The organism is Embleya sp. NPDC005971, assembly GCF_040629175.1.
Classification (GTDB): domain Bacteria; phylum Actinomycetota; class Actinomycetes; order Streptomycetales; family Streptomycetaceae; genus Embleya.
In genome coordinates, this window is sequence record NZ_JBEXUX010000049.1 from 51711 (window position 1) to 78353 (window position 26643).

A 26643-nucleotide genomic window follows, 5' to 3' on the forward strand; every position below is an offset into this window, starting at 1 on the left:
AAGGGCAGGCGTGTGCCCGGCGGGTCGCCGGGTCGCGCGCGGGTTGTCGGCGAGTGCCTTCAGTCGAGCAGTACGAGTGCCTGTCGGGTCGCGTCGCGCAGGCGGACGGAGTCCGGGCCGGCCTTGCCGACCACGCGCATGCCCTGGAGCAGGACCAGCAGGAAGCGGGCCAGCGCCTGGGGGTCCCGATCCGGGCCCAGTTCGCCCTGCGCCCGGGCCCGGGTGAGCGCGACGGTCAGATTGGTCTCCATCTGACTCCAGCCGTACTCGACGATCCGGGCGGCGCCCGCGTCGTGTGCGGCCAACTCGGCGGCGGTGTTGGTCAGGAAGCAGCCGCGCAGCCGGGTCGGCTCCTCGGACGCCTGCCGGGCGAACCGCTCGACCAGGGCCCGAACGGCCGGCAACACCGGCCCCGGCTGGGACAACTCCTCGAACAACTCCGGGTTGCGGCTCTCCCGGTAGCGGTCCAGCGCCGCCAGGTAGAGGTCGTGTTTGTTGCCGAACGTCGCGTAGATGCTCGCTCGGGCGATGCCGAGGCGAGCCACGAGGTCCGCCATCGAGGTCGCCTCGTAGCCGCGCTCCCAGAAGAGTTCGAGCGCGGACTGCAAGGCGGCGTCGGGATCGAATTCCTTGGTCCTGGCCACGGACACGACCCTAAGGCATTCGAGAACGTACGGTCAATAAAGATCGACCGCCCTGCGGAACCGGACCGGGTGCGCGGAGCCGGACCGGTGTCAGCCCGCCGCCCGAGTCCAGCGACCGGCCAACCGAGCCACCCGGTCCACGAGTTCGGGTGGGCCCTCGACGGTGAAGTCGAGGTCGAGGAAGGCGAGATGGATCGCCAGCGCGTCGATCGAGGAGGCCCCCGTGGTCAACCGGCAGGTGTCCGCGTCGATCGCCTCCAGGACCCCGCCGCTCGCGCCGATCCGGGCCGAGGCGAGTTCCGGCGAGACGTGCAGGAGCACGGTCGCGTGGTGTGCGTAGGCGCGGACGGAGATGCCCGCGGTGAGGTATGCGGCGACGTCGTGGTCCGGCAGCGTTCGCGGCGTGAAACGCGGGCCGGTCGACGGGCGCAGCCGGATCCGGTCCACGCGATACGTGCGCCAGTCGGCGCGGTCGAGGTCCCAGGCCAGCAGGTACCAGCGGCGTCCCGTGCAGGCGAGCCGGTGCGGCTCGACCGTGCGAACGGCCTCGCGGCCGTCGTGGGTGCGGTAGTCGAAGCGCAGCGTCTCGGCCGAGCGGCAGGCCGCCGCGATCGTGGTCAGGTCGGCGGGAGCCACCGTCTCGCCGCATCCGGGCAGCGACACGGTGACCGCGTCGAGCGCGTCGACCCGGCCGCGCAACCGGGCGGGCAACATGCGTTCGAGCTTGGCCAGCGCCCGGGCCGAGGTCGGCTCGATCCCGGTGACCGTACCGCCGACCGCCGTGCGCAGCCCCGTCACGATCGCGACCGCCTCGTCGTCGTCCAGGAGCAGCGGCGGCAGTGGGCCGGTCGGGTCGAGCCGATAGCCGCCGGCGGCGCCGGACGCGGTGCGCACCGGGTAGCCCGCCGCGCGCAGTCGCTGCACGTCGCGCCGCACGGTACGGGGGCTGACCCCCAGGCGCGCGGCGAGGCGGGGGCCGGTCCAGCCCGCCGGGTCGAGGGAACCGGACCGCTCGGCGCGGTCGCGGCGCCCGGGCCGGCGCTCGGGCGGGGATTGGAGGAGGGACAACAGACGAAGCAGGCGGGTCGTACTCTCCAGCGTGTCCATGTGATCAGCGTTGCGTCGAATGCGGCAGGTTTCCGTCCGCATTCGCTCCTAGTCTTCGGTGCATGGAGATCACCACCCTCGGCAACCGCCGACTCAATCGTGCGCTGCTCGAACGCCAGTTGTTGACCCGGCGGCACGCCGTCTCGGCCCAGGCCGCGCTCACGCACCTGGTCGGTATGCAGGCGCAGGCCCCCCACCCGCCGTACGTCGGTCTGTGGACCCGCCTCGCCGACTTCGCGCCGAGCGAGCTGGCCGATCTCCTGACCGACCGCCGGGCCGTGCGCCTGGGCCTGATGCGCGGCACGGTGCACCTGGTGACCGACGCCGACTGCCTCGCGCTCCGGCCCGTCGTGCAGCCGATCTACGACGCGGACCTGTATCGCAACCAGCTACACGGTCTCGGCGACTCGAACGTCGACGTCACCGAACTGGTGGCCGTGGGCCGGGAGTTGATGGCCAAGCAGGCACTGACCGCCAAGGCGCTCGGGCTGGCGCTGGCCGAGCGTTTTCCGGACGAGGACCCGAAGGCCCTGGCCCACGCGCTGCGCAGCCAGGCATCGCTGGTCCAGGTCCCGCCGCGGGCCCTGTGGGGTCGCAGCGGTCAGTCCGCGTGTACCACCGCCGAACACTGGCTCGGCCGGCCCCTGGCCGCCGAAACCGCCCCGGACGAGATGTTGTTGCGCTATCTGGCGGCCTTCGGTCCGGCCACGATCGCCGACATGCAAGCCTGGTCCGGCCTGAACCGGCTGCGGGCGGCGGTCGATCGGCTGCGTTCGAGCCTGGTCGTCTACCGGGACGAGGCCGGCCGCGAACTCTACGACGTGCCCGATGCCCCGCTGCCGCCCGAGGACGCGCCCGCTCCGGTCCGCTTCCTTCCGGAATTCGACAACATCCTGCTCTCGCACGCCGACCGGGCCCGGATCATCTCCGAGGAGGACCGCAAACGCATGTTCACCGTCAACGGCATCATCCGGGCAAGCTTCCTGGTGGACGGCATGGTCGCGGGCATGTGGCGGCTCACCCGAGCCGGGAAACCGGTCTCGGCGGGCTCGCCCGCCGCCGCCGGCACGTCCGGCCCACCGCTGGTCCTGGAACTGCAACCCTTCCGCCCGATCGACCGGGCGGCCGGGGCGGAGCTGACCGCCGAAGGCGCCCGGCTGCTGGCCTTCGTGACCACCCACGACCACGAGATCCGCTTCGTCTGAGGACGGCACGCGGGCGGTCAGGCGCGGTTGCGGCGGTGCAGGCGGAGGGCCTTGAGCATGGCGACGGCGGCGGCGGTGGAGAGGGCGGCGCGGATGCCGTTCCAGATGTTCCAGGTGGTCTCGAAGTCGGCGCGGGACTTGCCCGGGTCGACGTCGCCGGCGTGGGCGAGGGCCTGGTTGAGGGGGACGTTGATGCCGGAGGTGGTCAGCACGGTGGTGGTGTAGAGGGCGAGGGCGGCCAGGGTCCAGCGCATGACGGTGGCGGTGGCGGCGTGCCCACGCAGCTTCCAGGCGGCGATCGCGGGGGCGGCCATGGCGGCGGTGAAGACGGTGAAGAACAGCGGGTTCTCGATGCCGGTGTTGATCTGCTGCATCGAGTGCACGAAGTCGGCGTCGCCCTTGGTGCCCAGCCACGGCATGACGACCGCGGAGAAGGCGACGTAGGTGCCGGCCATCAGCGTGTTGGCCACGGCGCCGGCGGTGAGCCAGCGGCCGACGGTCCTGCGGGTGGTGCCGATCGCGTCGGTGCCGGCGGCGAGCGTGTGGTCGATGGCAGCCATGATGAACTCCCTTGAGAATGAAGGTTGTCGGTCGGGACCGGCGGGCGCTTTTCGCGATTTCGCCGTCCCGTTCCTCGATGTCTCAAGACTCTCGTCTGCGCGCGCCTCGAACAACGGCCGATCCCGGAAGCGTGGTTAACCTCCGGGTTACCGATGCCGATCGCGGTTCGCGGGCCCGCCGGGGAAGCCGGCGCCGCGCAGGACCGTGCCCAGGTCGTGGGCCAGGTCGCGGCTCGCGGCGGGCCGGCCGGTCGGCGGGTGGGCCGTGTCGGCCAGGAGCCGGGTGATGCGCCCGGAGGCGATCGTGGCCCGGGCCGGGACGATATGCGACTCCAGGAGGTCGCCGGCGGCGCGCCAACTGCGGGTCCGGGCGAGGGCGTGCAGCAGGTGGGCATGGTCGTTGTACGCGGTACGGCTGCCGGGAATGCGCCCTGCGGCGGCCTGTTCGAACAGGGGGATCGCCCGGGTCCAGCGCCCGTTGTCGGCGTGCAGCATCGCGTGGTGCCAGGTGATCTCGGCGGTGTCGAGCCACCAGGTCCAGGCGGGATCCCGGGGGCCGACACCGTCGAGGTGCCGCGCGTACGTCTCGCCGATGAGCCTGCGGGCCCGCGCGTGCTCGCCGTACTGATCGAGCGCGCGGGCCCGCCGCAGCACGAACAGGGTCCGGACGCCGGGCGGCAGGTCGTCTTCGAGGACGGTGTCGCAGATGCGCAACGCCCGGTCCGGGCGGTGCAGATGGATGGCCTGCATGGCGAGCTGGGACAGCGCGAAGTGTTCGGCGGAGCGATCACCGGCGAGCCGCGCCGTCCGGACGGCCCGAGTGGTCAGCCGATGGGACAACCCCTGTCGATCGGCGTCGTAGGCCAACCAGCCGGCGATCTGGTACGCCTCCGCCACGGCGGACAGCCGGTCCCGAGACGGCCGGCCGGCGGTCGCGGCGCGCAACGCGCCACCCGCCGACCGGACCGCCGGCGCGAGAATGGCGCCGGCGCCGAACCGGGTGTCCAGGGCGACGATGTGCGCGTTGTACTCCCGGAGTTGCCGAGTCTCCTCGTCGTCCCGGCCGCTGTGCGGCCGAGCCGGTATCGGGGGTAACGGTGTGCCGGGTGCAGGGTCAGGCATCGGCGAGCGAGGTGCTCTCGCCCGGGGCCAGGCGTCGGACGGGGCGGGCGTCGGACCCGGCGAGTTGGCCCAGGAGGCGTTCGGCGAGGGCGAGGCCGGTGTCGTTGTACAGGCAGTCGTGGATCAGGAACGCCCGGGAGGGGTCGACCGCGCGGACGTAGTCGGCGGCGTCGCCGAGCTTGAGCCAGGGGGCGCCGGACGGGACCAGCAGCGTGGGCACCGCCTCCTCGGGCACGGTGAACGCGTCACCGGGATGGAAGACGCGACCGTCGACGAGGAAGCCGACGTTGTCGATCACGGCGATGTCCGGGTGGATCACCGCGTGCTTTTCGCCGTACACGTGTACCGCCACGCCCTGCGCGCCGCCGATCTCGAAGGTGTCGCCGTGGGTCACCGCGTGGATGCGGCCGGCCAGGTCGGGGAACTGCGCGGCGACGACCGGGTTGGTCCAGATCTCCAGATCCGGGTTGGCCGCGGCGGCGGCTCGCAGTGTGTCCGGGACCACATGGTCCAGGTGCTCGTGGGTGATCAGTACGGCGTCCGCCCCGACCATCGCGTCGGGTTCGCTGAACGAGCCGGGATCGATCACGATGGTGCCGCGATCGGTGGTCAGACGTACGCACGCGTGGCCGAGCTTGGTGAATTGCATGGCTGCTCTCCCGACTGGGTTCCGCTTCGTTGGTGCCACCTGATCGGTGCTGCGGTGTCTGTTGCCGCTGCCCCGGTCGATCATGCCAAGGCGATCGGCATCGGCGGCGGAGCGGGGGTCGCGGCTGCGAGACAATCGATGCATGTACGACGACCAGCAAGAACCGACCGAGTCGATTCCGGTGGGGCGGGCGACGGATCTCGGTGCGGCGTTGCTGATGCCCGACATCGACCGGCCCCGCGCGTGGTTGCTCACGCTCAACGATTCGCCGCAGTCGTACGTGGATCTCGATCAGCCCGCGCACTTGGAATTCGAGTACACGCGGCGCCTCGGCCACGTCGTCGATCTCGTGGCCGAACCGGGTGCGGCGGTGGCCGTGCTGCACCTGGGCGGCGGCGGATTCACGCTGCCCCGCTACATCGCGGCCACCCGGTCCGGCTCGGTGCAGACCGTCGCCGAGCTCGACGCCGAACTGGTCGCGTTGGTGCTGGAGCATCTGCCGCTGCCGGCGGACGAGCCGATGGAGATACGCACCGGCGACGCCCGGGCCGAACTCACCGAGCGGCCCGACGACTCGGCCGACCTGGTGATCGCCGACGTGTTCGGCGGAGCGCAGGTGCCCGCGCACCTGACCTCGCGGGAGTTCGCCGCCGAGGTGGCCCGGGTGTTGCGGCCGGGTGGGGTGTACGCGGCCAATATCGCCGACGGGGGCGAACTGGAGTTCGCTCGGGCCCAAGTGGCCACGCTGCGGGCGGTGTTCCCGGAGGTGGCGTTGATGGCCGAACCGGGTGTGCTGCGCGGCAGGCGCTTCGGCAACCTCGTCGTGGTCGCGTCCGCGGCCGCGCTGCCGGTGTCGCAGTTGGCCCGGCGTACGGCCGGCGACGAAACTCCGGCCAGGGTGCTCTCCGGCATCGAGGCCCGAGTCTTCTCCCGCGACGTCGCGCCGGTGACCGACGACACGGCCACCGCGTCGCCGGCCCCGCCCGGAGGCACGTTCCGCATCGGCTGAGGGATCGGGCTCGGGCCCGGAAGTCCTGTGCCGGGGGTGGCGAGGCGCCGCCCCCGGCAACGCGACGGATGCCGTCGCTCAGACCTCCGCCGCCGTCTCGTTGTAGACGCCCGCGTAGTCCTGCCCCGACAACTTCTGGATTGCTTCCATGATTTCGTCGGTGATCTCGCGCCGGGCCCGGGCCACGTCCTTGCGCTCGTAGTGGTGCGAGAAGTCGAGCGGCTCGCCGAAGCGGATGAGCGCGCGCGGCGACAACCTCGGGATGTTCGAGCCGATCGGCTGGACCCGGTCCGTGTCGATGATCCCGACCGGGACCACCGGGCACCGCGCGGCCAGCGCGAGCCACGCGACACCGGTTCTGCCGCGGTAGAGCCGGCCGTCGCGGGAGCGGGTGCCCTCCGGGTAGATCCCGAACGCGTCGCCGCGTTCGAGCACCGAGAGCGCGGTCTCCAGGGCGGCCTTCGCCGCACTGTGCGCGCCTCGGGGCACGGCGACGGCGCCGATGCCGGTGAAGAACGACTTGCTGACCCGGCCCTTGAGCCCGGGGCCGTCGAAATACTCGGCCTTCGCGAGGAACGACACCTTGCGCGGCATGACCACGGGGATCGCGACGCTGTCAACGAACGACAGGTGGTTGCTGGCGATGATGACCGGGCCGGTCATCGGTACGTTCTCGCGGCCCTCGGTGCGCGGGCGATAGATCGCCTTCGCGGTGGGCGCCACGACGCCATGCATGAACTTGTCGATCAGCACGGATCCCCCGTGGGAGTGGGTGAGGTCTGGAAACACGCGCCACCTTATCGAGTCTGCGGCACCCCCCATGACGCGTGTACCCACCTGCACTGTTGACGTGGTGTCAAATGTCGTCACGGCCCCGGTCGTGCCGATCGGTGCCGCCGGGGCCCACCGCCGTCACACCCGCCGGGCGAGCGATTCCAGCATCAGGTCGAGCATGTCCTCGAAGGGACTGCCCGCCATGCCCTCGGCCAGGTGCACGCGGACCGTGCCGATCGCCGGATAGTCGGTCTCGGGAAGCGTGTTGTACGTCTCCGTCCAGGACCGGTCGTCGGCCGCCCGCACCTCGGGCGCGAGTGCGCTGTAGGACGCCTCCAGGGCCGCGTGCGCGAGCACGGTGTCGATGAACACGCGGTAGTAGCGGACCGCGTCGACGGGGGAGAAGCCCGCCGACAGCAGCAGACCGACCCCCATCTCCACCGCCCGGAACTCGTTGTGCCGCCGGGTCACCCGGGACGCCGCGATCGCGGCCACGCGCGGATGGCGCAGATAGCCGTCGCGCACCCGCAGGCCCAGCTCGCGCAGCGACGCCACCCAGTCCGGGCCGGGCCGGTAGCCCACCAGCGTCTCGCCGATCAGCGAGTCGGCGATCGCGAGCAGCAGGTCGTCGGTGTTGCGGAAATATCGATAGATCGCGGTGGGGTCGCAGCCGAGCGCGGCGCCGAGCTTGCGCACCGTCAGGGCCTCCGGGCCTTGGTGTCCGATCAGACGTACCGCACAATCGACAATGACATCTTCGGACAAAACCGTCCCGGACTTGGTCGGCCGGCGCCGGCGACGTTCACCCACCACCCGGTCGACCCGCTTCGCCTCCCCCGGGTCCGCTCGATCCTCCCGGTTCACGACTTCCCTGCGCTCCACAATTCCTCCGCAGCCGGCTCGACGTGCACCGGGTCCGATTCCATCTTATGTCAACACCATTGACGTAATTCTGACGCAGGCTGTTTCATCGGCGTCCACCCCCTGTCAGCTTTAGCCTCCCTGGGAGCGCCGATGTCCACGAACCCGCCCCGGGTCGACCAACCGCCCGAGCTGCGCAAGTCGCTCGGTGTCGTCGACGGCATCGCGGTAGCCGCGTCCAGTACGGCGGCCACCACCAGCATCGGCGTCGGCATGGGCACGTTGGCCGCCACCGTCGGGTTGGCCACGCCGGCCATCATCCTGATCGCCTTCCTGCCCATGCTCGGCATCGCCGGAGCGTACGCCCGCCTCAACCGGGTCGAGCCGAACTGCGGCAGCGGCTACGTCTGGGTCGGCAAGTCGATCGGCCCATACTCCGGCTTCCTCACCGGCTGGGTCGCGCTCGCCGGATCGATCATCTTCCTCGCGTACACCAGCGCGATCACCGGCTCGGTGATGCTCCAGTTCGCCAACAAGGCCGGTTGGCACGAGTTTGCCGGGCTGGCCCTGGATCCGAACTCGACCAAGCTCAGCACCGTCCTGGGCCTGGTGGTTCTGGTCGTGGTCACCGTGCTCGCGATCACCGGCGTGCACCAGGCCACCCGGTTGCAGACCTTCCTGCTCGTCTTCGAGTACTCGGTGCTGCTGATCTTCTGCATCTGGGCGATCGCCTCCGGCGAGCAGCCGTTCTCCTTCTCCTGGTTCAACCCCTTCGAAATCGACTCGGCCTCGGACTTCGCCCAGGGCCTGGTGCTCGCGGTGTTCTTCTTCTGGGGCTGGGACGCGGCGTTCAGCGTCACCGAGGAGACCAAGAATCCCGGGGACTCGGCCCGCGGCGGCCTGATCGCGCTGTTCGTGATGCTCGGCATGTTCCTGCTCGGCGCGATCGCCTTCCAGCGCGTGATGACCGTCCCGGAGCTGGCCGAGAACGGTCCGCAGGGTCTGACCTTCCTGGGCGCGCACCTGGCCGCCGACCCGTGGGCGAGCCTGCCGCTGCTCGCGCTGATCTTCTCCGCGGTCGCCTCCCTCCAGTCCGGCGTCATTCCCACCGCGCGCGGCATGCTGGCGATGGGCCGCGACCAGACGCTCGGCAAGGTGTGGACCCGGATCCACCCGACCTTCGGATCGCCCGCGATCGGCACGATTTTGATCATGGCGATCGCCGCCGGCACCGCCGTCCTGGCGATCGGCATCCCCAAGCTCAACGACATGATCCTGGCCGCGGTCAACTCGATCGGCCTGATCGTGGCGTTCTACTACGGCCTCACCGCGATCGCCTGCGCCGTGCGCTTCTGGCCGACGCTGCGCACCGACCGCACCGAGGGCGTGCGCGCCGTGATCATCCCCGGGCTGAGCGGACTGGCGCTGCTGGGCGTCGGCGCCTACCTCGCCTACGACTACCTGACCATGAGCGACAGCTTCGAACTCAGCCCCGACAACGGCTGGTTCATGTTCTCCGTGCCGCTGGTGGTGATCCTCAGCGGCCTGGGGTTCGCCGTCTACGCCAAGTACGTGCGCAAGTCGGCCTACTTCGAGACCGGGCGGGGCACCGACGGCGACTCGATCGAGTTGCCGATGGACCGCTACAACGACGCCGCCGATTTCGACGCCTTCAAGTCCAAGGGAATGGTATGAGCAAGATCGAGCAGACGACCTCCGCCGGCGCGGTGGCCGCCGACGTCGTCTTCACCGGCGGCCCGGTCCACACGGTCGACGCGGCGCGCAGCCGGGCGAGCTCGGTGGCCGTGCGCGACGGGCGAATCGTCGCGGTCGGGCACGACGAGGTGCGCGAGCTGATCGGCGATCGCACCGAGGTGGTCGATCTCGCGGGCAAGCTGCTGATCCCGGGCTTCCAGGACGCGCACGTGCACCCGGTGGGTGGCGGCATCGAAATGGGCCAGTGCGACCTGTCCGAGCACGAGACGGTCGCCGAGTATCGCGAGACGGTGCGGGCCTACGCCGACGCCAACCCGGACCTGGAGTGGATCACCGGCGGCGGCTGGTCGATGGAGGCGTTCCCGGGCGGCCTGCCGCACCGGTCGATGCTCGACGACCTGGTTCCGGACCGCCCGGTGTTCCTGCCCAACCGGGACCACCACGGCGCGTGGGCCAACAGCGTGGCGCTGCGGCTGGCGGGCATCACCCGGGACACCCCGGACCCGGCCGACGGTCGGATCGAACGCGACTCGGACGGCGAGCCGACCGGTGTGCTCCAGGAGGGCGCGGCCGACCTGGTCGGTCGGCTGCTGCCCGCGCTCACCGCCGAGGACCAGGTGGCCGGCCTGCTCCGGGCCCAGCGGTTGTTGCACTCGCTGGGCATCACCGCGTGGCAGGACGCGCTGCTCGGCGCGCACGCGAATGTCAGCGACGCGAGCTCCGCGTATCTGACGGCGGTGGACCGCGGCCTGCTGACCGCACGGGTGGTCGGCTCGTTGTGGTGGCAGCGCGACCGCGGGATCGAGCAGATCGAGGAACTGCGGGCGCGCCGCGCCGCGGGCACCCGGGGACGCCTGTCCTGCACGACCGTCAAGATCATGCAGGACGGGATCGCGGAGAACTTCACCGCCGCGATGCTCAGCCCGTATCTGACGTCGTGCGGATGCGCCTCCGACAACAGCGGGATCAGCTTCATCGAGCCGGCCGCGTTGCAGCGCTACGTCACGGCGCTCGACGCGCACGACTTCCAGGTGCACTTCCACGCGTTGGGCGACCGCGCGGTCCGCGAGGCGCTGGACGCGGTGGCCGCGATGCGCGCGACGAACGGGTGGAAGGACACCCGGCCGCACCTGGCCCACCTCCAGGTGGTGCACCCGGACGACCTCGGCCGGTTCCGCGAACTCGGCGCGAGCGCGAACATCCAGGCGCTGTGGGCCGCGCACGAGCCGCAGATGGACACGTTGACCATCCCGTTCCTGGGTGCGGAGCGGGCCGCGTGGCAGTACCCGTTCGGCGCGCTCGCGCGCAGCGGTGCGACGCTGGTCGCGGGCAGCGACTGGCCGGTGTCCAGCCCGGACCCGATCCAGGGCATCCACGTGGCGGTGAACCGGAAGCTGTACGGGTCGGACTCGCCGGCCTTCTTCCCGGAGCAACGGCTCGACCTGCACACCGCGCTCGCGGCGTACACGGCGGGCACCGCGTACGTGAACCACCTGGACGACACCGGCAGCATCGTGGTGGGCAAGCAGGCGGACCTCGCCGTGCTCGACCGCGACCCGTTCGCGGCACCGGAGAGCGAGATCGGCGCGACGCGCGTGCTGGAGACGTTCGTGGGCGGGGAGCGGGTGTTCGGGGCCTAGGCCCGGTCCGGACGGATCGTCGGCGCGCCTGTGGCGTCGCGGACGAGGTCGGCGATCCGTTCGTGGTCCGGTGGGTCGGTGGGCGGTTGCCGGCCGGGGACGGCCGAGCCGGCGTCGGTCAGCCGCCGACCGTGTGTGCCCGGGCCACGGTGAGGCTGTCCTCGTAGACGTGGTAACGGCTGATCAGGCCCGCCTCGACGGTGACGTGCAGCGCGCACCGCGCTCGGTAGGGCGTGCCGGTGGAGGCGGCCGTACGCCGGATCTCGGTCGACAGGACCGCCTCGGGCCCGTCGACCAGAATCCGCAGACCGGGTCCGACGACCGGGTCGCCGGCCTGCTCCGGCGGCTCGTCGGTGTGCGCGGCGGCCAGTTCGCGAAAATGCGCGGCAACGTCGGCGCGGGTCGAACGCGACCGGATCCACGGCGTGGACGGGTGACCCTCGGCCGGCCAGTCGAGCACCCAGTCCACGTGCTCGGCGAACAGTTCGGCGATGCGATCCGGGTCGCCCGACGCGACGCGGCGGACGAACTCGCCGACGACGGCGTCCGTACCGGGCCCGAGGTCGGTGGGCAGGGTGAACTGGTGGTCGTGCCGGATCCGGCCGTCGGGTGCCAGATGCACGACCACCCGCCCGGTCCACGCCACATCGCCGCCGGCCGCCGGGACCATGTAGGTCGTGAAGGTGATCGCGCCGTTGTGGCCGACCGCGTCCCCGGCCGAGCGGAACACGAACCCGCCCTTGTCGACCAGTTGTTCGTAGGTATCGGTGACACGGGCCAACAGCGCGTCGTGCCCGACGTGCCGTCCGGACTCGATGGTCTCGATCCCGTCCGGCGTCCACAGCGCCTCGATGGCGGCGCGGCGGGCGCTCGGGTCCGGCTGGTGCCACACGGCCAGGTAGCGGTCCGCGAACGCGTCGAGGTCGACGGGGGTGGCAGGGGCGGTTTCGTCGGTGGTGTGGATGGTGTTCATGGGCGGAAGGTAGACGCGCTCCACTGACACGTTGTGTCAGTGGATTCGGGCAGACTTCCCGGATGCGGGCGAGTCGGCTGGTGTCCATCCTGTTGTTGTTGCAGACCCGGGGGCGGGTCACCGCCCGGGAGATCGCCGACACGCTGGAGGTCTCGATCCGGACCGTCTACCGGGACATGGAGTCGTTGAGCGCGGCCGGCGTGCCGCTGTACGCGGATCCGGGCCATCGCGGCGGCTATGAACTGCTCGACGGATTCCGCACTCGGCTGACCGGACTCACCACCGGCGAGGCCGAGTCGTTGTTCCTCACCGGCCTGCCGACCGCCGCCGCCGATCTGGGCCTGGGATCGGTGGTGACCGCCGCGCAGCTCAAGCTGATGGCCGCGCTTCCGCCCGAACTGCGGGACCGCGCCGGGCGGATCGCCGAGTGCTTCCACCTCGACGCGCCCTCCTGGTACGGCGCCGAGGACCACACGCCCCACCTGGCCGAGGTCGCCGACGCGGTGTGGAACCGGCGCCGGACGCGCATCCGCTACCTCCGCTGGGCCGAGCCACACGAGAACACCCGGGTGGTGGACCCGTACGGCGTGGTGCTCAAGGCGGGCGCCTGGTATCTCGTCGCGGGGCACGCGGAGGCGGAGGGTGTCGGGGACCGGGCGCGGATCCGTACCTATCGGGTGTCGCGGATCCTGGATGCGCAGTCCCTCGCGGAGACATTCGAGCGACCGGCCGGGTTCGCGTTGGCGACCTACTGGGAGGACTACCTCGATCGGTTCGACGACCGCCGGCTCCGCGCGTCGGCGACCGTGCGGGTGTCGCCGGTCGGGATGCGGCGGCTGGTGGAGGCACTGGAGCCGGTCCTGGTACGCGCGGCCCACGCGAGCGCGACCCGCCCCGACGTCGACGGCCGGGTCGAGGTGGTCCTGCCGATCGAGTCGGTCGACTCGGCGATCACCACCCTCCTGCCGTTCGGCGGCGAGGTGGAGGTGCTGGGGCCACCGGAACTGCGGGCCGGGATGCGGGCGGCGGCGGTCGCGTTGGCGCGGGTGTACGGGTGCGCCGATACCGACGCCGACAGGTATGGGTGATGTTCGGGCCATTTGCGCGGATCTCGGGCCGGAAGCGGCCGGATACCAACCGGATGGTGGACTTCCGGATATTGCATTCTTTGCCGTAGCTATACCGATCCCGGCGCCCGGGCGCCGGTTCGACGTGCACAATCAAGCCTTTGCCGATGGATCATGAAGGACGACGACCCCGATCGGGCCGTCGTTCGGCATGCTCTCTTCGTGCCCGTGGCATGACCATCCCGTACGCAACCGACACGTTGGCGAAGCGGGTTGTTGCCCCGAGCACAACCCGGAGTCGCGGACGGCGAGGCCGGATCGTAGGGTCGCGTGCAACGCGGAGGCCGAGGGATCGGGTGGAACGAGGGATCACCGGATCGCGTGGTTGGACACCCGGGTGATCAAATGTCCGAGTGACTCTGCGGGGCGCACGTCCGATCCGCCCGCGTCCCGCAGTTGGCCCGAAGGTAGGGCCGGGCCAGGGCCCGTCCATCCCGATCCCGCCGCGTCGCGCCCGGCGGGATCGGGGGACGGGCTCCGGTGCGTCCGGCCTCCCCGGATCGACATCGGCTACGCCGGGCCCCGGCCGAGCGCACGCGACCAGGCCACCTCGCGGTCGAGTTGCCCACTCGTGCGGAACAGGGTCACCTGGTGCGTTTCGGCCAATACCGCCGCGAGGCGGGTCCGGTCGGCCGGCTCGAAGCCCAACCGCCGCCAGAACGGGCCGGATCGGCGACTGAACAACCAGGCGTGTCGAGCGCCGGCCGCAGCGGCGCGGTCGAGCGCGAACCGAGCAAGTTCGAGCCCCAGACCCCGTCCCCGAGCCTCCCGATCCACCGCGACGCTACGAATCAGCGCGTGATCACCGGCGGCGGACAACTCGAAGCCGGTGCTCCCCCGCACCCTGCCGCCACCGTCCCGCAACAGCCACAACCGCACGCCGGCCGCGTCGAGTCCACTGAGCGTGAGATCGGCCCGAACCAGGAAGTCGTGCAGATCGGGAACGTTGCCGGGGGTGAGGGGCGCGAGCATGCTCGCGGACCCGCCGGGCTGCCGGGCGCCCTCGACATCCGTGACCTCGTCCGAACCGTTCGCCGCCGTCCCGAGATCCATGGCGCCGATTCTACGAAGCCGCCGCACCTCGAAGCGGTGCCGGATCCGCTGCCGGCGCCGAGGGTTCGAGGGGGTGATCGGGTGGGCTCGGGCGATCGGGTGGATGGGCGGATTGCCTTACGCGGTCCGCGAAATCGGCTCGCGTCGATGATCACCCGGTAGGTGATCATGCCTATGGTTGACGCGATCGAAACAGCGTCTTGCATGGGGGACCGTTCATGATCGTCGAATACATCCGCTACACGATCGCCGAAGCCGACGGCAGCGAGTTCGAGGCCGCGTACGCGCGCGCGGCCGAGTCGCTCGCGGCCGCGCCGGAGTGTGTGGACTACGAGTTGAGCAGGTGTCAGGAAGAGGCGTCCGCCTACATTCTGCGGATCCGGTGGAGTTCGACCGACGCGCACCTGAACGGCTTTCGCAAGGGTGAGTACTTCGCCGCCTTCTTCGCCGCGATCCGGCCGTACGTCACCGCGATCGAGGAGATGCGGCACTACACGGTGACCGACGTGGCGGGCAGGGGCGGTTCGACGCCGACGCTGTACGAGTGGGCCGGGGGCGCGCCCGCGTTCGAGCGACTGTTCGGCACGTTCTACGAGCGGGTGGCCGAAGACGAGATCCTCGCCCCGGTGTTCGCGAACATGGACCCGCGGCACGCCGAGCACGTGGCTGCCTGGCTGGGCGAGGTGTTCGGCGGCCCGTCCGTATACAGCGCCGAGTTGGGTGGGCACCGGCACATGGCCTCGCGCCACCTGGGCCGGGGGATCACCGAGACGCAGCGACGTCGGTGGGTCACGCTGCTCCTGGAGACGGCGGACGACGTGGACCTGCCGGCCGACCCGGAGTTTCGCGGCGTGCTCGCGTACTACCTGGAGTGGGGCACCCGGATGGCGATCATGTACTCCGGGCCCAACCCGCCGCCGCTCCCGGAGTCGCCGATGCCGCGCTGGGACTGGGGCCTGACGCCGCCGTACCTGGGCTGACCGAACCCGGGCCGCCACGCGGGCCGCCGGGCTGGTCGCAGGCCCCCGGCGGCCCGCGCGGAACGCGCACGCGGGTCGCGAGGGCGGTTCGGGGCCGGCGCCCGGTGGAATGCAAGAGGGATCAAGGACGGATCGAACTCCGGACGGTGACCGGGTGATCAGTGCCGAACCTCCGGATCGACTACGCGCGTCGGCCACGGAGTGCAATCGCATGGCCCCTTCTCCGCTCGCCTACATAACCGACCAAACGGGCGTACGGCGCGGTAAACCCAAAATCTGGGTAAAGGTCGCCACTGCGCTTGGCAAGGATTCCCGTTCCGACCCGACCGCCCCCTCGTCGCATCGACCGTCGACACGGCAGCATCTGCGGCGTCGATGTCACTCGTGACAGATCCGTCACATGGAGGAACACCCACGTGAAGAGACACACTCTCGTCGCGTTCGCCGCCGCCACTACGCTGGTGAGCGGGTTGCTGACCCTCGCTTCGCCGGCTTCGGCGGACGACTCGCCCGCACCCCAGGCCGAGTCCGCTTCCACCCCCATCGCCTGGAAGAACTGCGGCAGCTCGAACTATCCGACGATGGAATGTGGTTCACTCCAGGTCCCGATGGACCACGGCAATCCCGGCGGCCGGCAGATCACCATCGCGGTGTCGCGGATTCCACACACGGCCGCGAAGTCGCTCGGCCCGCTCCTGGTCAACCCCGGCGGCCCCGGTGCGCCGGGTCGCGGACTGGCCGGCTACGTCGCGAAGAACCTGCGCCCCGAAGTGGCCGCGCAGTTCGACGTGATCGGCTTCGACCCCCGCGGCGCGGGTGCCAGCGAGCCGCACCTGGACTGCGTCCCGGGCTTCAACAACCCGGTCCGCCCGGACACCGTCCCGGACAACTTCGGTGACGAACTCACCAACATCAAGCGGGTGTACGAGTACGCCCGGGCCTGCGGCGACAAATACGGCGACTTCCTGAAGCACATGAACACGCCGGCCTCGGCCGCGGACATGGACTCGATCCGTGCCGCCCTCGGGGCCAGGCAGATCAGCTACTTCGGTTACTCGTACGGCACCTACCTCGGTGCGGTCTACGCCAAGCTGTTCCCGAGCCGGGTCAAGCGACTGGTGCTGGACAGCATCGTCGACCCGAGCAAGGACAGCGTCTGGTACGGCGGCCAGCTCACCCAGGACGTGGCGTTCGACAACAACCTGAAGGCCTTCTTCGGTTGGGTCGCCAAGTACGACGCGAACTACCACCTGGGCACCGACCCCGCCAAGGTCGAGCGTGCCTGGTACACGATGCGCGACCAGCTCAGCAAGGCCCCGGCCGAGGGCGTCGTCGGTGGCGCCGAGGTCGAGGACGCGTTCGCCCAGGGCGGCTACAACGACTCGACCTGGGCCGAACTGGCCGAGGGCTTCTCGGGATACGTGGTCGACCACGTCACGGCCCCGCTGCGCACCGCGTACGAGGACCTGGCGGGGGCGAGCCCGGGCAACGACAACATCAACAGCGGCTACCTGGCCACCCAGTGCCGCGACGCCGCCTGGCCCAAGGACTGGGCGACCTGGCACCGGGACGCGGTCAAGACGTACGCCAAGGCACCGTTCCTGACCTGGAACAACGTCTGGTTCAACGCGGCCTGTGCGTTCTGGCCGACGTCGAGCCTCAAGCCGGTGAACGTCGCCAACGACAAGCTGCCCAAGACCCTGCTGTTCCAGGCGACCAACGACGCCGCGACCCCGTACGAGGGCGGCGTCACGATGCACCGGCTGCTCCGCGACTCGGCCCTGGTGGTCGAGCAGGGCGGCCGCAACCACGGCATCTCGCTCAGCGGCAGCAGCTGCCTGGACGACTACCTGAACGAATACCTGGTCACCGGCAAGACCCCGAAGGGCCGGGGCCACGGTCCGGCCGACGCGGTCTGCCAGAAGCTGCCCGACCCGGTACCGAACCCGGTGGCGGCGGAACTGACGGCCGCCGCACCGAAGAAGGCTTCCAAGACCGCTCTGTAGGGCGGTACCACGGCAAGCTCGCAACACGGCAAGCTCGCAACACGGCAACACGGCAACACGGCAACACGGCAACACGGCAACACGGCAACACGGCAACACGGCACAACCGGTACGTCCGTACGGGCCCGTCGCTTCCGCGGCGGGCCCGTACGCGTTGCCGCGCGGGTGCGTCGCGGCGACGGCGATCGGCGCGCCGGCGGGTGGGGGCGGCCCGATCGGGGGAGGGGCGGGGATGGTCGGTGCCGCGGCGGCTTCGGTGGTGCGCCCCGGTCAGGATGCGCCGAGCCACTGGGCCAGGTACGCCGGGATCTCCTGGTCCCGGTCCGGGCGTACCGGCCCGCGGGTGGTGGTCAGCGGGACCACGCCGGCGTAGTGCGGCAGGTCGAAGTCGTCGGGGTCCTCGGCCAGGCCGTGGTCGCGGACCTTCGCGGCGACCTGGTCCAGCTTCAGTCGGAAGACGGCGGTCTGCGCGTTCTCCTTCGGGCTGGGCGGGCGGACGTCGTCGGCGCGGCCCGGGACCAGGTGGTCGATGATCACCCGGTAGGCGTGCATCTGCTCGTCCGGGTCGGTGACGTGCACCAGCGGACCGTGCGCGATCACGCAGCGGTAGTCCATCGAGTGGTGCATCGCCGAGCGGGAGAGCACCACGGAGTCCACGTGGGTGACCGAGACCGCCACCGGCAGCCCCTCGGCGCCGCTCGCCCGTGCGGCCAGGGCGAGCTGTCCGCCGCTGGAGGTGTGCAGGTAGAGCCGCTCGCCGTCGCGGCCGAACGCGAGCGGGATCAGTTGCGGCCGACCGCCGAGGGTGAACGAGACGTGCGCGAGGAAGCCGGCGTCGAGGATCGCGTGTACCGCCTCGACGTCGTAGCGCATCCGGTCGCGGTGTCGGTGGGGGGTGGTGGTGGCGGTGGCGGGATAGTCGGTCATCGTGAAGATCCTTTGTACTAGTTCAAATAAGTGATTGGAGTAGTACAATAGATGTGCATCGGGGGAGGATGTCAACGGCATAATCCGACGACCCCCAGACGCAGGAGAAGCATGGCCACCACCGGTCGCACCGCCGCCGACATCGCCGCATCCGTCGAACGCGACCTGCACGCGCGCGAGCTCGCGCCCGGCGACGCGCTGCCGCCGGTTCGGGCGCTCGCCGCCGAACTGGGCGTCAACGCCAACACCGTCGCCGCCGCGTACCGCACCCTGCGCGAACGCGGCATCGTGGAGACACACGGCCGGGCAGGCACCCGGATCCGGGCCCGCCCGGCGACCATCCGGCGCAACGACCTGGGCCCGCAGGTACCGCCCGGCACCCGCGATCTGTCCAACGGCGAGCCAGACCCCGTGCTGCTGCCGTCGCCGGTCTTCCCCGAGCCGAGCGATTGGCGTCCGCTCTACCGGGACGGCGCGCTGTACGAGCCGTTCGCGGAGGCCGCCCGTACGGTGCTGCGCGCCGGCGGCGTGGGCGGCGCGCACCTGGCCGCCACCTCCGGCGCGCTGGACGGCATCGAGCGCGCGCTCACCGCACACCTGCGGCCGGGCGATCAGGTCGCGGTCGAGGACCCCGGCTGGGGCAACCTGCTCGACCTGCTCGCCGCGCTGAACCTGACCCCGCGGCCGATCCCGGTTGACGACGACGGCCCCGACCCGGTCGCGACCGAGGCCGCGCTGCGGGCCGGCGCGCGCGCGATGGTGGTCACCACCCGCGCGCAGAACCCCACCGGCGCCTGCGTGTCGGCCGAACGGGCGGCCGAACTGCGCCCGATCCTGGCCGCGCACCCGCACGTGGTGCTCCTGGAGGACGACCACGGCAACGACATCTCCGGCCTGGACATGCACACCCTCACCGGCGTCGGCATCCACTGGGCGCACATCCGCTCGGCGTCCAAGGCATACGGCCCGGACCTGCGCTGCGCGGTCCTGGCGGGCGACGCGGTGACGGTCGACCGGATCGGCGGCCGACAGCGGCTGGGCCCCGGCTGGGTCAGCCACGTACTGCAACACGCGGTCGCCCACGCGTGGACCGACCCCGAGGTGGCCGAACGCATCCGCTTCGCGCGTCGGACGTACCGGGTGCGCCGTACCCGACTGATCGACGCGCTGCGCGCCCGCGGGGTGGCCTCGGTCGGCCGGACCGGGATCAACGTGTGGATCGAGGTACCGGACGAGACCACCGCCGTGGCCGGCCTGCTCGCCCGGGGCTGGGTGGTCGCCCCCGGCTCGCGGTTCCGGATCACCTCCGCGCCCGGCCTGCGGATCACCGTGGCCACGCTCACCGCCGAGGAGACCGAGCGGCTGGCCGACGCGGTGGCCCTCGCGGTCCGGACCGGGGCGGGGCGACAGACCCGGTGATCGCCGAGGGGTGGATCATGCCGTGGATGAATCGTCCGGTATGAGAGGTGGGGCAAACCGAACCCCGGGGTCGGGGGCTGTCACCCTCGATCCGGGTGCCCCGGGCCGGGGAGCATGAGCACACTCCACCATCACGATCGTTACGCCTTGAGGATGCCCGCCATGTACACGTTCCTGAAGGCCCCGTTCACGAAACGAACATGGGCCGAGACCGGCTACGCGATCCTCACCTTCCCGCTCGCGGTGTTCGGCTTCGGTGCGATCTTCCTGTTCTCCGTGTTCGGGATCGCCCTGACCGTCACCCTGATCGGCCTGCCGATCCTGGCTCTCGGGGTGATGGGTGCGCGGGCCTGGGGTGGTGTGCACCGAGGACTCGCCCGCGCCATGCTCGGGGTCGAGACGCCGCCGCTGCGCACGTTCCGGCCCAAGCGCGGCCCGCTCGGGCTGCTGGGCTCGTCGCTGGGCAACGCCGAGGGCTGGCGGGCGATCGCCTACCACCTGATCAAGTTCCCGCTGAGCGTGGTCACCGTCGTGATGACCGGCGCGTTCTGGTGCTACGGGCTGGTCATGCTGGCCTACCCGCTGCTCATCGTCGTGTTCGACCCGCACACCACCGACTCGCACGGCGTCGACCGCCGCTCGGGGGTACAGATCGGCGAGGTGTACTTCGACACCCTGCCGCTCTCGCTCCTGGTGAGCGTGTCCGCCATCCCGATCCTGCTGCTCGCCCCCTGGGTGGTACGCGGGCTCGTCCAGCTCGACCGGTGGCTCGTCCCCGCGCTGCTCGGGCCGACCGAATCCGCGCAGCGCGTGGCCGACCTGGAGGAGACCCGGGCGATCGCCGTCGAAGACTCGGCCGCGACGCTGCGCCGGATCGAACGCGACCTGCACGACGGCGCGCAGGCCCGACTCGTCGCGCTCGCGATGAACCTCAGCATGGCCAAGGAGAAACTGGACGCCGAGGACACCGAGCGTCCGATGGACGTGGACCGCGCGCGCACGCTCGTGGACAGCGCGCTGGGCAACGCCCGCGAGGCGATCGTCGAACTGCGCGACCTCGCCCGGGGCATCCACCCGCCGGTCCTGGACCAGGGCCTGGACGCCGCGCTGGCCACCCTGGCCGCGTGCAGCGCCGTCCCGGTGGAGGTGCACACCGACATCGACGTGCGTCCACCCGCCACGATCGAGACCATCGCGTACTTCTGCGCCGCCGAACTGCTCACCAACGTCGCCCACCACTCCGGCGCGAGCGCGGCGGTCGTCCAGGTGCGGGTTCGGGAAGGCCGGTTGCTCATGGTGGTCACCGACAACGGGCACGGTGGCGCGAACGTGAGCAAGGGCAGCGGCCTCACCGGCCTGGTCGAGCGGGTGCGTACGGTGGACGGCGTCCTGCGGATCGTCAGTCCGCCGGGCGGACCGACCGAGGTGACCGTGGATTTGCCGGCGCGAGGGTGAGCGCGGACCGAGGGACGGGAAGCGCGGACCGAGGGACCGCGGCCGAGGGGCGGTCGGGGCATGGGACGATCGAGCCCATGCGCATCGTCATTGCCGAGGACGCCGCGATCCTGCGGGACGGCCTCGTTCAACTGCTCCTCGACCGCGACCACGAGGTCGCGGCCGCCGTCGCGGACGCCGACGCCCTGCGAGCGGCGGTGGTCGAGCACAAGCCGGACGTGTGCGTGGTCGACATCCGGATGCCGCCGACCCACACCGACGAGGGCCTGCGGGCCGCGATCGACATCCGCCGGGACCACCCCGGCATCGGGGTGTTGGTCTTCTCGCAGTACATCGAGACCCGGTACGCCGCCCAACTGCTCGGCGGCAACGCGGCGGGCGTGGGCTACCTGCTCAAGGAACGCGTGGTGGACACCCGGGACTTCACCGATGCGCTGGAGCGGGTCGCGGCCGGCGGCACCGCGCTGGACCCCGAGGTGGTCACCCAGTTGTTCGGCGCCGGGCTGCGCAGCGGCGGCCTGAGCACGCTCACCCCGCGCGAGCACGAGGTGCTCGGGCTGATGGCCGAGGGGCGGACGAACGCGGCGATCGCGAAGAAGCTGGTGGTGACGGAGCGCGCGGTGGAAAAGCACGTCGGCAACATCTTCACCAAGCTCGACCTGCCGCCTTCGGACACCGATCACCGGCGGGTGATGGCGGTGTTGCGGTATTTGCAGCTCTGAGGGCGGCTTCGAGAGCAGCCTGCGAGGGGGCGGCTCGGAGAGTGCAGCTCCGAGGGAGCGGCTTCGAGGGAGCGGTTCCGAGAGTTCACTCTGAGGGTGCAGCTCCCAGGGGTGCGATTCCGGGGATGGGAGCGGTGTGGGATGCCCGGATCTCCCCCTCCGTGATCCATGCATCCCACACCGTCCTCGGGCCGACCGCGGTGCCGGCCCCGGGGCGGATCGATTCAGGGCAATACCGGTTGCTCGGTTCTCAGGTCCGCGCCCGCATGTCCACCGCGGTGCGCGCGCCGCGCACGATCGAGGTGAACGCGGGTGGTGGCGCGGCCGGTTCGTGGTCCGTCGCGGGCACGAACGTGCCCATCTCGTGTCTGCCCGTGCCGCTGTCGTCCGTACCGCGCGCGGTCAGCGCGACGATCGCGGACAGCACCGCCGCCAGGATGCCCGCCGTCGCCGCGGGCACGGCGAGTCCGCGACTCACCGGATCGTCTTCCCCGGCCGGGCGGCACGCCACGCCTTGCGCACCCCGGTAGCGGTGCTCCGCCGCCGCCACTCCGGCGTCGGATGCCAAGGCGTGGCCCGGTCGTTCCGAAGGCAGGTCGCCGCCTCCGGCCGGATGTGCCGCTCGTCCGTCGCGCTCCACCACGGGATGCGCGTCATCGAACCCGTGCCGCTCGGGTGGCCGTCGAACCGGGTCGGCCCCGTGGCCGGCCGCGGGTCCCGCCGCAGCCGCCGCGAGCACGGGGCGGGCGCCCGGTGGCCGCCGCCACCGGGCGTTCCCGCATACGCCAAGGGCACGGTGAGCCGTGTCCCCATGGGCACCGGATCGGTGGGAGTCGCGCTCTCGCTGCGGTCGAACACACGCATGTGCGACCTCCCCCGAAACGCCGTGCCCGCCCCACCCCGGGCGGGCACGGCGTTTCTCGAGGCTAGGGACGTTCCTTGTGGGTTTCCTGTGAACGGGCCGTCGGGGAAGGAATCTTCCCGGTGCGCCGGGTTGTCGCGCGTGATTTCGGTACGCCGGCCCGGGGTCGGGACCCAACCGGGACGGAGTCGGTGCCGGACCCGGCGGCGACGCCGGTGGTGTCGGATCCGCCGGTCGCATCGGTGGAGCGGGGCGCGGGTGAACTCGTCGGCTCCGGGGCCCGGATGCCCAACCAGGCGCGTTCCCGCGCCGCGACCGGGTCGGCGCGCAGCGGCAGCACCACCTCGATCCGGGTGCCGTGTCCCGACGGTGGCACCCCGACGGTGACCCGGCCGCCGTGCAACGCGACCTGCTGGGCGACCAGGGTCAACCCCAGCCCGGCCCCGGGGCTGTCCGGGCCACGTCGGAATCGCTCGAACACCACCTCACGCAACTCCGGTGCGATACCCGGCCCTTCGTCGTCCACACACACCACGCCGCAGTCCATCCCGGGCAACACCTTCACCAGCACCCGACCCGCCCCGTGTACCAGCGCGTTGCCCACCAGGTTGTCCACGAGCAGGCGCAACCCGGGCCCGAGTCCGTAGACGACCACCTCGTGCGGTGCCTCGACCCGTACGTCGACGGCCTCCGCGGCGGCCTGTTCCTCCGCGCCGGGCCGGCGGGTCGGCGCGGCCCGGACCGCCGCGTGCGCGACCTCGCCCAACTCCACCGGCCCGAAGGCCGATGCGTCCACCAGATCGCCCTGGGCGAGCGCACGCAGCGCGGTCAGTACCGACAACACCCGTTCGTGGCCCACCCGGAGGTCCGCGACCACGTCCTCGCGCTCGGCCGCGACCAGGTCCGGATAGGTGGCCAGCACGTCCAGATCGGTACGCATCCCGGTGAGTGGGCCGCGCAGTTCGTGGTCGACGGTGGCGGCGAACGAGCGGGCGGTCTCCAGCGCTTCGCGGGTGCGTGCGGTCTGCGCCGCGTACCGGCCCAGCACGTCGTCCAGGGTGCGGCCGAGTTCGTCCACCTCGACCACGCCGGAGGGTACGTGCACCGCGTCGTGCGCGCCGCCGTCCGGATCCAGCCGGGCCGCCCGGCGGCGCAGCGCGCGCAACGATCGGGTGGTCGCGGCGCCGGCGGCGAGCCCGGCCAGCCCGGAAAGCGGCACCGTGAACGCGGTCACCACGTACACCCGTCGGCGCAACAGTGCGGCCTGTGCGTCCGGTTCGCCCGAGGGCACGAACACGTACAACGCCCCGGTCGGCAGCGGCCGGGTCACCATTCGCCACGAACGCCCGCCCGCGTGAACGGTCACCGGAGACGGCGCGCGGGCGGGCAGCGGGGTGTCCTCCGGCGGCTGGGGCCCCACCAACAACGGTCCGTCCGCGGTGTCGAAGCGGACGCCGACGTCCAGGGCCAGACCGAGGATCCGGTACTGCCGGGTGCGGATCGCCTGTTGGCGCTCGTCCAGGTCGGTCCGGGCCAGGAACCGGGCCGGTGGCGCGAGGCGTTCGGCCCGTTGCTGGAGTTGTTGTTCCTGGCGCTGCGTCAAGTCGTGTCGGGCCCAGCGCACCACCAGGGTGCCCGCGCCGAGGACGAGCAGCGGCACCAGCACGGCGACCGACAGCGCGATCCGGGTGGAGAGCTTCATCCGGGACCGCCCGAGGGACGCAGGACGAACCCGATGCCGCGCACGGTGTGCAGCACGCGCGGTCGGCCGCCGGCCTCCAGCTTGCGGCGCAGGTAGCTGACGAAGGTGTCGACCACGTCGGTGCGCACGTCGAAGTCGTAGCCCCAGACCCGGTCCAGGAGTTGATCCCGGGACAGCACCAGACCCGGGTTGCGGGTGAAGACCTCCAAGAGCGCGAACTCACGGCGGGTCAACTCCAGGGCGGCGCCGTGGCAGGTCGCGACGTGCGCGGCCACGTCCACCGAGACCGGGCCCACCCGCAACACCGGTTCGCCGGCCCCGACCACCGGGCGGCGGCGCAGCAACGCCCGCAGTCTCAGGTCGAGTTCGCGCAGATCGAAGGGCTTCACCAGGTAGTCGTCGGCGCCGCTCTCCAGGCCCGCGATGCGATCGGCGGTCTCGTCGCGCGCGGACAACATCAGGACCGGCGTCGCGGCACCTCGGGCGCGCAGCGCGGCACAGACCTCGATGCCGCTGACACCGGGCATCGCCACGTCCAGGACCACGACCTGAGGGTCGAATACGGCGGGCGGGGCCGGGGCGGCGGGGGCGATCGGCGGTGCGGGCACGATCAGTTCGAGCGCGCGGGTGCCGTCGGGGGCGAGGGTGACGCGATATCCGGCCAGCCGTAGACCGCGCTCCAGGGCGCGTCGGATGGAGGGATCGTCGTCCACGACCAGGACGTGCGGCGGGTGCTCGGTGTCGGGTTCCGCGATCACCGGGTCGCGGCCCCCGGCTCCGCGGTGGCGGGTGTGCGCGGTGTGTCTTGTCTGTCGAACGCCTCGACGCGATGTGTGCTGGCCATGTCGTCGGCTCGACCCATGTCGTCCCCCGGAAGGCTGTTGCCGTTGTCGCCGAAGTTGTCGGTGGCCAACCTATGGGTGGAGAGCGGGTGGTGTACGCCGAATGACGGCTCGTCAAACGAGTGGTGGGGGAGGGGGGTCGGGGTGGTTGGGCGGGTTGGGGTGGTCGGGAGGGTTGGGAGGGTCGGGAAGGTCGGGAGGGGCGGGGGGCTCGGCGGCCTCGGAGAGCTCGGGACGCGCGGTGGGCGCGGTGGGCGCGGTCGGCTCGGTGGGTGATGTGCCGGGTGGGGGTTGGGGAGTGTCCTGGTTGATGGACAGCCAGCGGAACCAGTTGGTGCGGTTGATCGGGATCTGGGGGTTGTGCAACAGCCACAACACGTGGCCGGCCTGATCCCGGGTCCACGGCTCGCCGCTGTCCTGTGCCTTCGTCAGCCGGGCGCGCAGGTCCTCGCCGTCCACGACGCGGGCGATCCGGGAGTACTCGCGGTCCTTGCATCGATGCCGGCGGTACACCACCGCCTCGACCAGGTCCACCAGGCGGCTCCGGGCCTCAGCGTGGTGCCCGGGGACGGCCAGCAGCCGGATCAGCCGCTGCTTGGTGCTCCAGACCTTGGCGTGCCGGGTCCATTCGGTCGGGTACCGGGCCTCCCACTCCAGATAGGTCAGTGCGTACGGCAGCCCGCCCCAATCGGGCACCTCGGCGGCGGCGAGCGGCTCGGCCAGCAGCGCCGCGGCGGGCGTGCGCAGCCACGCGGCGCGGAAGCGTTGCCAGGCCGTCTCCTCGGCGGAGACCGAGCGGGGCACCCGCAACACGACCGTGTCGTAGGCGGCGCGGGCCTCGCGGGTCTCCCTGGCCACCCGCAGATAGTGGTCCAGGGCACGCCGGTGCGCGATCTCGTCATCCGACACAAGCGCGCCCATCCACCCCAGCCGGGCGTCCCACTCCTCGACCGCGCCTCGTTCCATCACGCCGACGATCTACCCAGGTCGATGCGGAACAAGTCCGCCACGGGGCGTGCGGGGGCTGGGTCGTGGGCGCGGGGGGTCGGTCCGGGCCGGGGTGGGGGTGTGGGGCATGTGGCTGGGCGTGGTCGCGAGCGCAGCGCGCCGAGAAGCCCGAGACGCGAGCCGGGCCCGACGCCTGAGCCTGGGTCGTGAGCGGAGCGGGCGGGTGGGGGGCTTTCGGCGATGCAGCGTTGCTTCTTGTTGGGCGCCTTCGGCGCCGGCTCGCGAGGCACCACTTTTTTGTTCCGTCGCGGGCTCCTCCACAAAAAAGTGGCCCCTCGCT

The 26643-nt window shown here is 71.5% G+C and carries 24 protein-coding genes; 10 read left to right on the forward strand and 14 right to left on the reverse strand.

Annotation, left to right across the window (positions count from 1 at the left end; genetic code table 11):
* Positions 1 to 59: 59 nt before the first annotated feature.
* Both ABZ374_RS33635 and ABZ374_RS33640 read right to left on the reverse strand, forming a co-directional pair.
* Positions 60 to 644 carry a TetR family transcriptional regulator gene (locus ABZ374_RS33635; protein ID WP_360318432.1) on the reverse strand — a complete coding sequence of 195 codons (585 nt, stop codon included), beginning with the start codon at positions 642 to 644 and terminating at the stop codon, positions 60 to 62.
* Positions 645 to 734: 90 nt separating this feature from the next.
* Positions 735 to 1751, reverse strand: a complete 1017-nt coding sequence (locus tag ABZ374_RS33640) for a WYL domain-containing protein (RefSeq protein ID WP_360318434.1) — start codon at positions 1749 to 1751, stop codon at positions 735 to 737.
* 62 nt (positions 1752 to 1813) lie between these two features.
* Between ABZ374_RS33640 and ABZ374_RS33645 the strand changes: the two genes are divergently transcribed.
* Entirely contained in the window at positions 1814 to 2956 is a 1143-nt protein-coding gene (locus ABZ374_RS33645; protein ID WP_360318436.1) for a winged helix DNA-binding domain-containing protein, read from the forward strand.
* A 17-nt stretch (positions 2957 to 2973) separates the two neighbouring features.
* Here the strand turns inward: ABZ374_RS33645 and ABZ374_RS33650 are convergent, their stop codons facing one another.
* From ABZ374_RS33650 to ABZ374_RS33660, 3 genes are all read right to left on the reverse strand, one after another.
* Positions 2974 to 3516 (reverse strand): anthrone oxygenase family protein, encoded by a 543-nt coding sequence (locus ABZ374_RS33650; RefSeq protein WP_360318437.1) that lies wholly within the window; start codon positions 3514 to 3516, stop codon positions 2974 to 2976.
* 147 nt (positions 3517 to 3663) lie between these two features.
* Positions 3664 to 4638 (reverse strand): hypothetical protein, encoded by a 975-nt coding sequence (locus tag ABZ374_RS33655; protein ID WP_360318439.1) that lies wholly within the window; start codon positions 4636 to 4638, stop codon positions 3664 to 3666.
* Complete coding sequence (locus ABZ374_RS33660; RefSeq protein WP_360318441.1) at positions 4631 to 5287, reverse strand: MBL fold metallo-hydrolase; 657 nt, start codon at positions 5285 to 5287, stop codon at positions 4631 to 4633. The genes ABZ374_RS33655 and ABZ374_RS33660 overlap by 8 nt, the downstream gene beginning before the upstream one ends.
* A 142-nt stretch (positions 5288 to 5429) precedes the next feature.
* On the opposite strand from ABZ374_RS33660, the gene ABZ374_RS33665 reads away from it, so the two are divergent.
* Positions 5430 to 6296 (forward strand): fused MFS/spermidine synthase, encoded by an 867-nt coding sequence (locus tag ABZ374_RS33665; protein ID WP_360318443.1) that lies wholly within the window; start codon positions 5430 to 5432, stop codon positions 6294 to 6296.
* A gap of 78 nt (positions 6297 to 6374) precedes the next feature.
* Here ABZ374_RS33665 and ABZ374_RS33670 read toward each other — a convergent pair whose 3' ends face one another.
* Together ABZ374_RS33670 and ABZ374_RS33675 are read right to left on the reverse strand one after the other, a co-directional pair.
* Complete coding sequence (locus ABZ374_RS33670) at positions 6375 to 7085, reverse strand: lysophospholipid acyltransferase family protein (RefSeq protein ID WP_360318445.1); 711 nt, start codon at positions 7083 to 7085, stop codon at positions 6375 to 6377.
* 123 nt (positions 7086 to 7208) lie between these two features.
* Positions 7209 to 7934, reverse strand: coding sequence for a TetR/AcrR family transcriptional regulator (locus tag ABZ374_RS33675; protein ID WP_360318486.1), 726 nt, complete (start codon positions 7932 to 7934; stop codon positions 7209 to 7211).
* A gap of 150 nt (positions 7935 to 8084) precedes the next feature.
* Between ABZ374_RS33675 and ABZ374_RS33680 the strand changes: the two genes are divergently transcribed.
* Complete coding sequence (locus ABZ374_RS33680) at positions 8085 to 9626, forward strand: APC family permease (RefSeq protein WP_360318447.1); 1542 nt, start codon at positions 8085 to 8087, stop codon at positions 9624 to 9626.
* A complete protein-coding gene (locus ABZ374_RS33685; RefSeq protein WP_360318449.1) occupies positions 9623 to 11287 on the forward strand; it encodes an amidohydrolase in 1665 nt (554 codons plus the stop codon). Before ABZ374_RS33680 ends, ABZ374_RS33685 begins: the two co-directional genes overlap by 4 nt.
* Positions 11288 to 11405: 118 nt before the next feature.
* Here the strand turns inward: ABZ374_RS33685 and ABZ374_RS33690 are convergent, their stop codons facing one another.
* Positions 11406 to 11861, reverse strand: coding sequence for a nuclear transport factor 2 family protein (locus ABZ374_RS33690; RefSeq protein ID WP_360318489.1), 456 nt, complete (start codon positions 11859 to 11861; stop codon positions 11406 to 11408).
* A gap of 461 nt (positions 11862 to 12322) precedes the next feature.
* Between ABZ374_RS33690 and ABZ374_RS33695 the strand changes: the two genes are divergently transcribed.
* Positions 12323 to 13348 (forward strand): YafY family protein, encoded by a 1026-nt coding sequence (locus ABZ374_RS33695; protein WP_360318451.1) that lies wholly within the window; start codon positions 12323 to 12325, stop codon positions 13346 to 13348.
* A gap of 549 nt (positions 13349 to 13897) precedes the next feature.
* On the opposite strand, the gene ABZ374_RS33700 is transcribed toward ABZ374_RS33695, so the two are convergent.
* Complete coding sequence (locus tag ABZ374_RS33700) at positions 13898 to 14440, reverse strand: GNAT family N-acetyltransferase (RefSeq protein ID WP_360318452.1); 543 nt, start codon at positions 14438 to 14440, stop codon at positions 13898 to 13900.
* 218 nt (positions 14441 to 14658) lie between these two features.
* Between ABZ374_RS33700 and ABZ374_RS33705 the strand changes: the two genes are divergently transcribed.
* Together ABZ374_RS33705 and ABZ374_RS33710 are read left to right on the forward strand one after the other, a co-directional pair.
* On the forward strand, positions 14659 to 15420 hold the full coding sequence (locus tag ABZ374_RS33705) for an antibiotic biosynthesis monooxygenase (protein ID WP_360318454.1): 762 nt from the start codon (positions 14659 to 14661) through the stop codon (positions 15418 to 15420).
* A gap of 416 nt (positions 15421 to 15836) precedes the next feature.
* Positions 15837 to 17426 carry an alpha/beta hydrolase gene (locus ABZ374_RS33710; RefSeq protein WP_360318456.1) on the forward strand — a complete coding sequence of 530 codons (1590 nt, stop codon included), beginning with the start codon at positions 15837 to 15839 and terminating at the stop codon, positions 17424 to 17426.
* Between the two features lie 270 nt (positions 17427 to 17696).
* Here the strand turns inward: ABZ374_RS33710 and ABZ374_RS33715 are convergent, their stop codons facing one another.
* The gene (locus ABZ374_RS33715) at positions 17697 to 18353 is read right to left on the reverse strand and encodes a pyridoxamine 5'-phosphate oxidase family protein (RefSeq protein WP_360318458.1); all 657 of its coding nucleotides are present in this window, start codon (positions 18351 to 18353) and stop codon (positions 17697 to 17699) included.
* 111 nt (positions 18354 to 18464) lie between these two features.
* On the opposite strand from ABZ374_RS33715, the gene ABZ374_RS33720 reads away from it, so the two are divergent.
* The 3 genes from ABZ374_RS33720 (at position 18465) to ABZ374_RS33730 (ending at position 21949) form a co-directional block, all read left to right on the forward strand.
* Entirely contained in the window at positions 18465 to 19772 is a 1308-nt protein-coding gene (locus ABZ374_RS33720; RefSeq protein WP_360318460.1) for an aminotransferase class I/II-fold pyridoxal phosphate-dependent enzyme, read from the forward strand.
* A 162-nt stretch (positions 19773 to 19934) separates the two neighbouring features.
* Positions 19935 to 21227, forward strand: coding sequence for a sensor domain-containing protein (locus ABZ374_RS33725; RefSeq protein WP_360318462.1), 1293 nt, complete (start codon positions 19935 to 19937; stop codon positions 21225 to 21227).
* A 77-nt stretch (positions 21228 to 21304) separates the two neighbouring features.
* A complete protein-coding gene (locus tag ABZ374_RS33730; protein ID WP_360318463.1) occupies positions 21305 to 21949 on the forward strand; it encodes a response regulator transcription factor in 645 nt (214 codons plus the stop codon).
* Between the two features lie 250 nt (positions 21950 to 22199).
* Here ABZ374_RS33730 and ABZ374_RS33735 read toward each other — a convergent pair whose 3' ends face one another.
* The 4 genes from ABZ374_RS33735 to ABZ374_RS33750 form a co-directional block, all read right to left on the reverse strand.
* On the reverse strand, positions 22200 to 22427 hold the full coding sequence (locus tag ABZ374_RS33735; RefSeq protein WP_360318465.1) for a hypothetical protein: 228 nt from the start codon (positions 22425 to 22427) through the stop codon (positions 22200 to 22202).
* Between the two features lie 448 nt (positions 22428 to 22875).
* Positions 22876 to 24513 (reverse strand): HAMP domain-containing sensor histidine kinase, encoded by a 1638-nt coding sequence (locus ABZ374_RS33740; protein ID WP_360318468.1) that lies wholly within the window; start codon positions 24511 to 24513, stop codon positions 22876 to 22878.
* Positions 24510 to 25271 (reverse strand): response regulator transcription factor, encoded by a 762-nt coding sequence (locus tag ABZ374_RS33745; protein WP_360318470.1) that lies wholly within the window; start codon positions 25269 to 25271, stop codon positions 24510 to 24512. Before ABZ374_RS33745 ends, ABZ374_RS33740 begins: the two co-directional genes overlap by 4 nt.
* A 198-nt stretch (positions 25272 to 25469) precedes the next feature.
* Positions 25470 to 26321, reverse strand: a complete 852-nt coding sequence (locus ABZ374_RS33750; RefSeq protein ID WP_360318472.1) for a hypothetical protein — start codon at positions 26319 to 26321, stop codon at positions 25470 to 25472.
* Positions 26322 to 26643: the final 322 nt, after the last annotated feature.

Excerpts from the sequence above, each read along its gene's own strand:
- ABZ374_RS33640 (WP_360318434.1), bottom strand. The coding sequence starts at position 1,751 with ATGGACACGCTGGAGAGTACGACCCGCCTGCTTCGTCTGTTGTCCCTC.
- ABZ374_RS33645 (WP_360318436.1), top strand. The coding sequence starts at position 1,814 with ATGGAGATCACCACCCTCGGCAACCGCCGACTCAATCGTGCGCTGCTC.
- ABZ374_RS33650 (WP_360318437.1), bottom strand. The coding sequence starts at position 3,516 with ATGGCTGCCATCGACCACACGCTCGCCGCCGGCACCGACGCGATCGGC.
- ABZ374_RS33655 (WP_360318439.1), bottom strand. The coding sequence starts at position 4,638 with ATGCCTGACCCTGCACCCGGCACACCGTTACCCCCGATACCGGCTCGG.
- ABZ374_RS33660 (WP_360318441.1), bottom strand. The coding sequence starts at position 5,287 with ATGCAATTCACCAAGCTCGGCCACGCGTGCGTACGTCTGACCACCGAT.
- ABZ374_RS33665 (WP_360318443.1), top strand. The coding sequence starts at position 5,430 with ATGTACGACGACCAGCAAGAACCGACCGAGTCGATTCCGGTGGGGCGG.
- ABZ374_RS33680 (WP_360318447.1), top strand. The coding sequence starts at position 8,085 with ATGTCCACGAACCCGCCCCGGGTCGACCAACCGCCCGAGCTGCGCAAG.
- ABZ374_RS33685 (WP_360318449.1), top strand. The coding sequence starts at position 9,623 with ATGAGCAAGATCGAGCAGACGACCTCCGCCGGCGCGGTGGCCGCCGAC.
- ABZ374_RS33695 (WP_360318451.1), top strand. The coding sequence starts at position 12,323 with ATGCGGGCGAGTCGGCTGGTGTCCATCCTGTTGTTGTTGCAGACCCGG.
- ABZ374_RS33700 (WP_360318452.1), bottom strand. The coding sequence starts at position 14,440 with ATGGATCTCGGGACGGCGGCGAACGGTTCGGACGAGGTCACGGATGTC.
- ABZ374_RS33705 (WP_360318454.1), top strand. The coding sequence starts at position 14,659 with ATGATCGTCGAATACATCCGCTACACGATCGCCGAAGCCGACGGCAGC.
- ABZ374_RS33715 (WP_360318458.1), bottom strand. The coding sequence starts at position 18,353 with ATGACCGACTATCCCGCCACCGCCACCACCACCCCCCACCGACACCGC.
- ABZ374_RS33720 (WP_360318460.1), top strand. The coding sequence starts at position 18,465 with ATGGCCACCACCGGTCGCACCGCCGCCGACATCGCCGCATCCGTCGAA.
- ABZ374_RS33725 (WP_360318462.1), top strand. The coding sequence starts at position 19,935 with ATGTACACGTTCCTGAAGGCCCCGTTCACGAAACGAACATGGGCCGAG.
- ABZ374_RS33730 (WP_360318463.1), top strand. The coding sequence starts at position 21,305 with ATGCGCATCGTCATTGCCGAGGACGCCGCGATCCTGCGGGACGGCCTC.
- ABZ374_RS33740 (WP_360318468.1), bottom strand. The coding sequence starts at position 24,513 with ATGAAGCTCTCCACCCGGATCGCGCTGTCGGTCGCCGTGCTGGTGCCG.
- ABZ374_RS33750 (WP_360318472.1), bottom strand. The coding sequence starts at position 26,321 with ATGGAACGAGGCGCGGTCGAGGAGTGGGACGCCCGGCTGGGGTGGATG.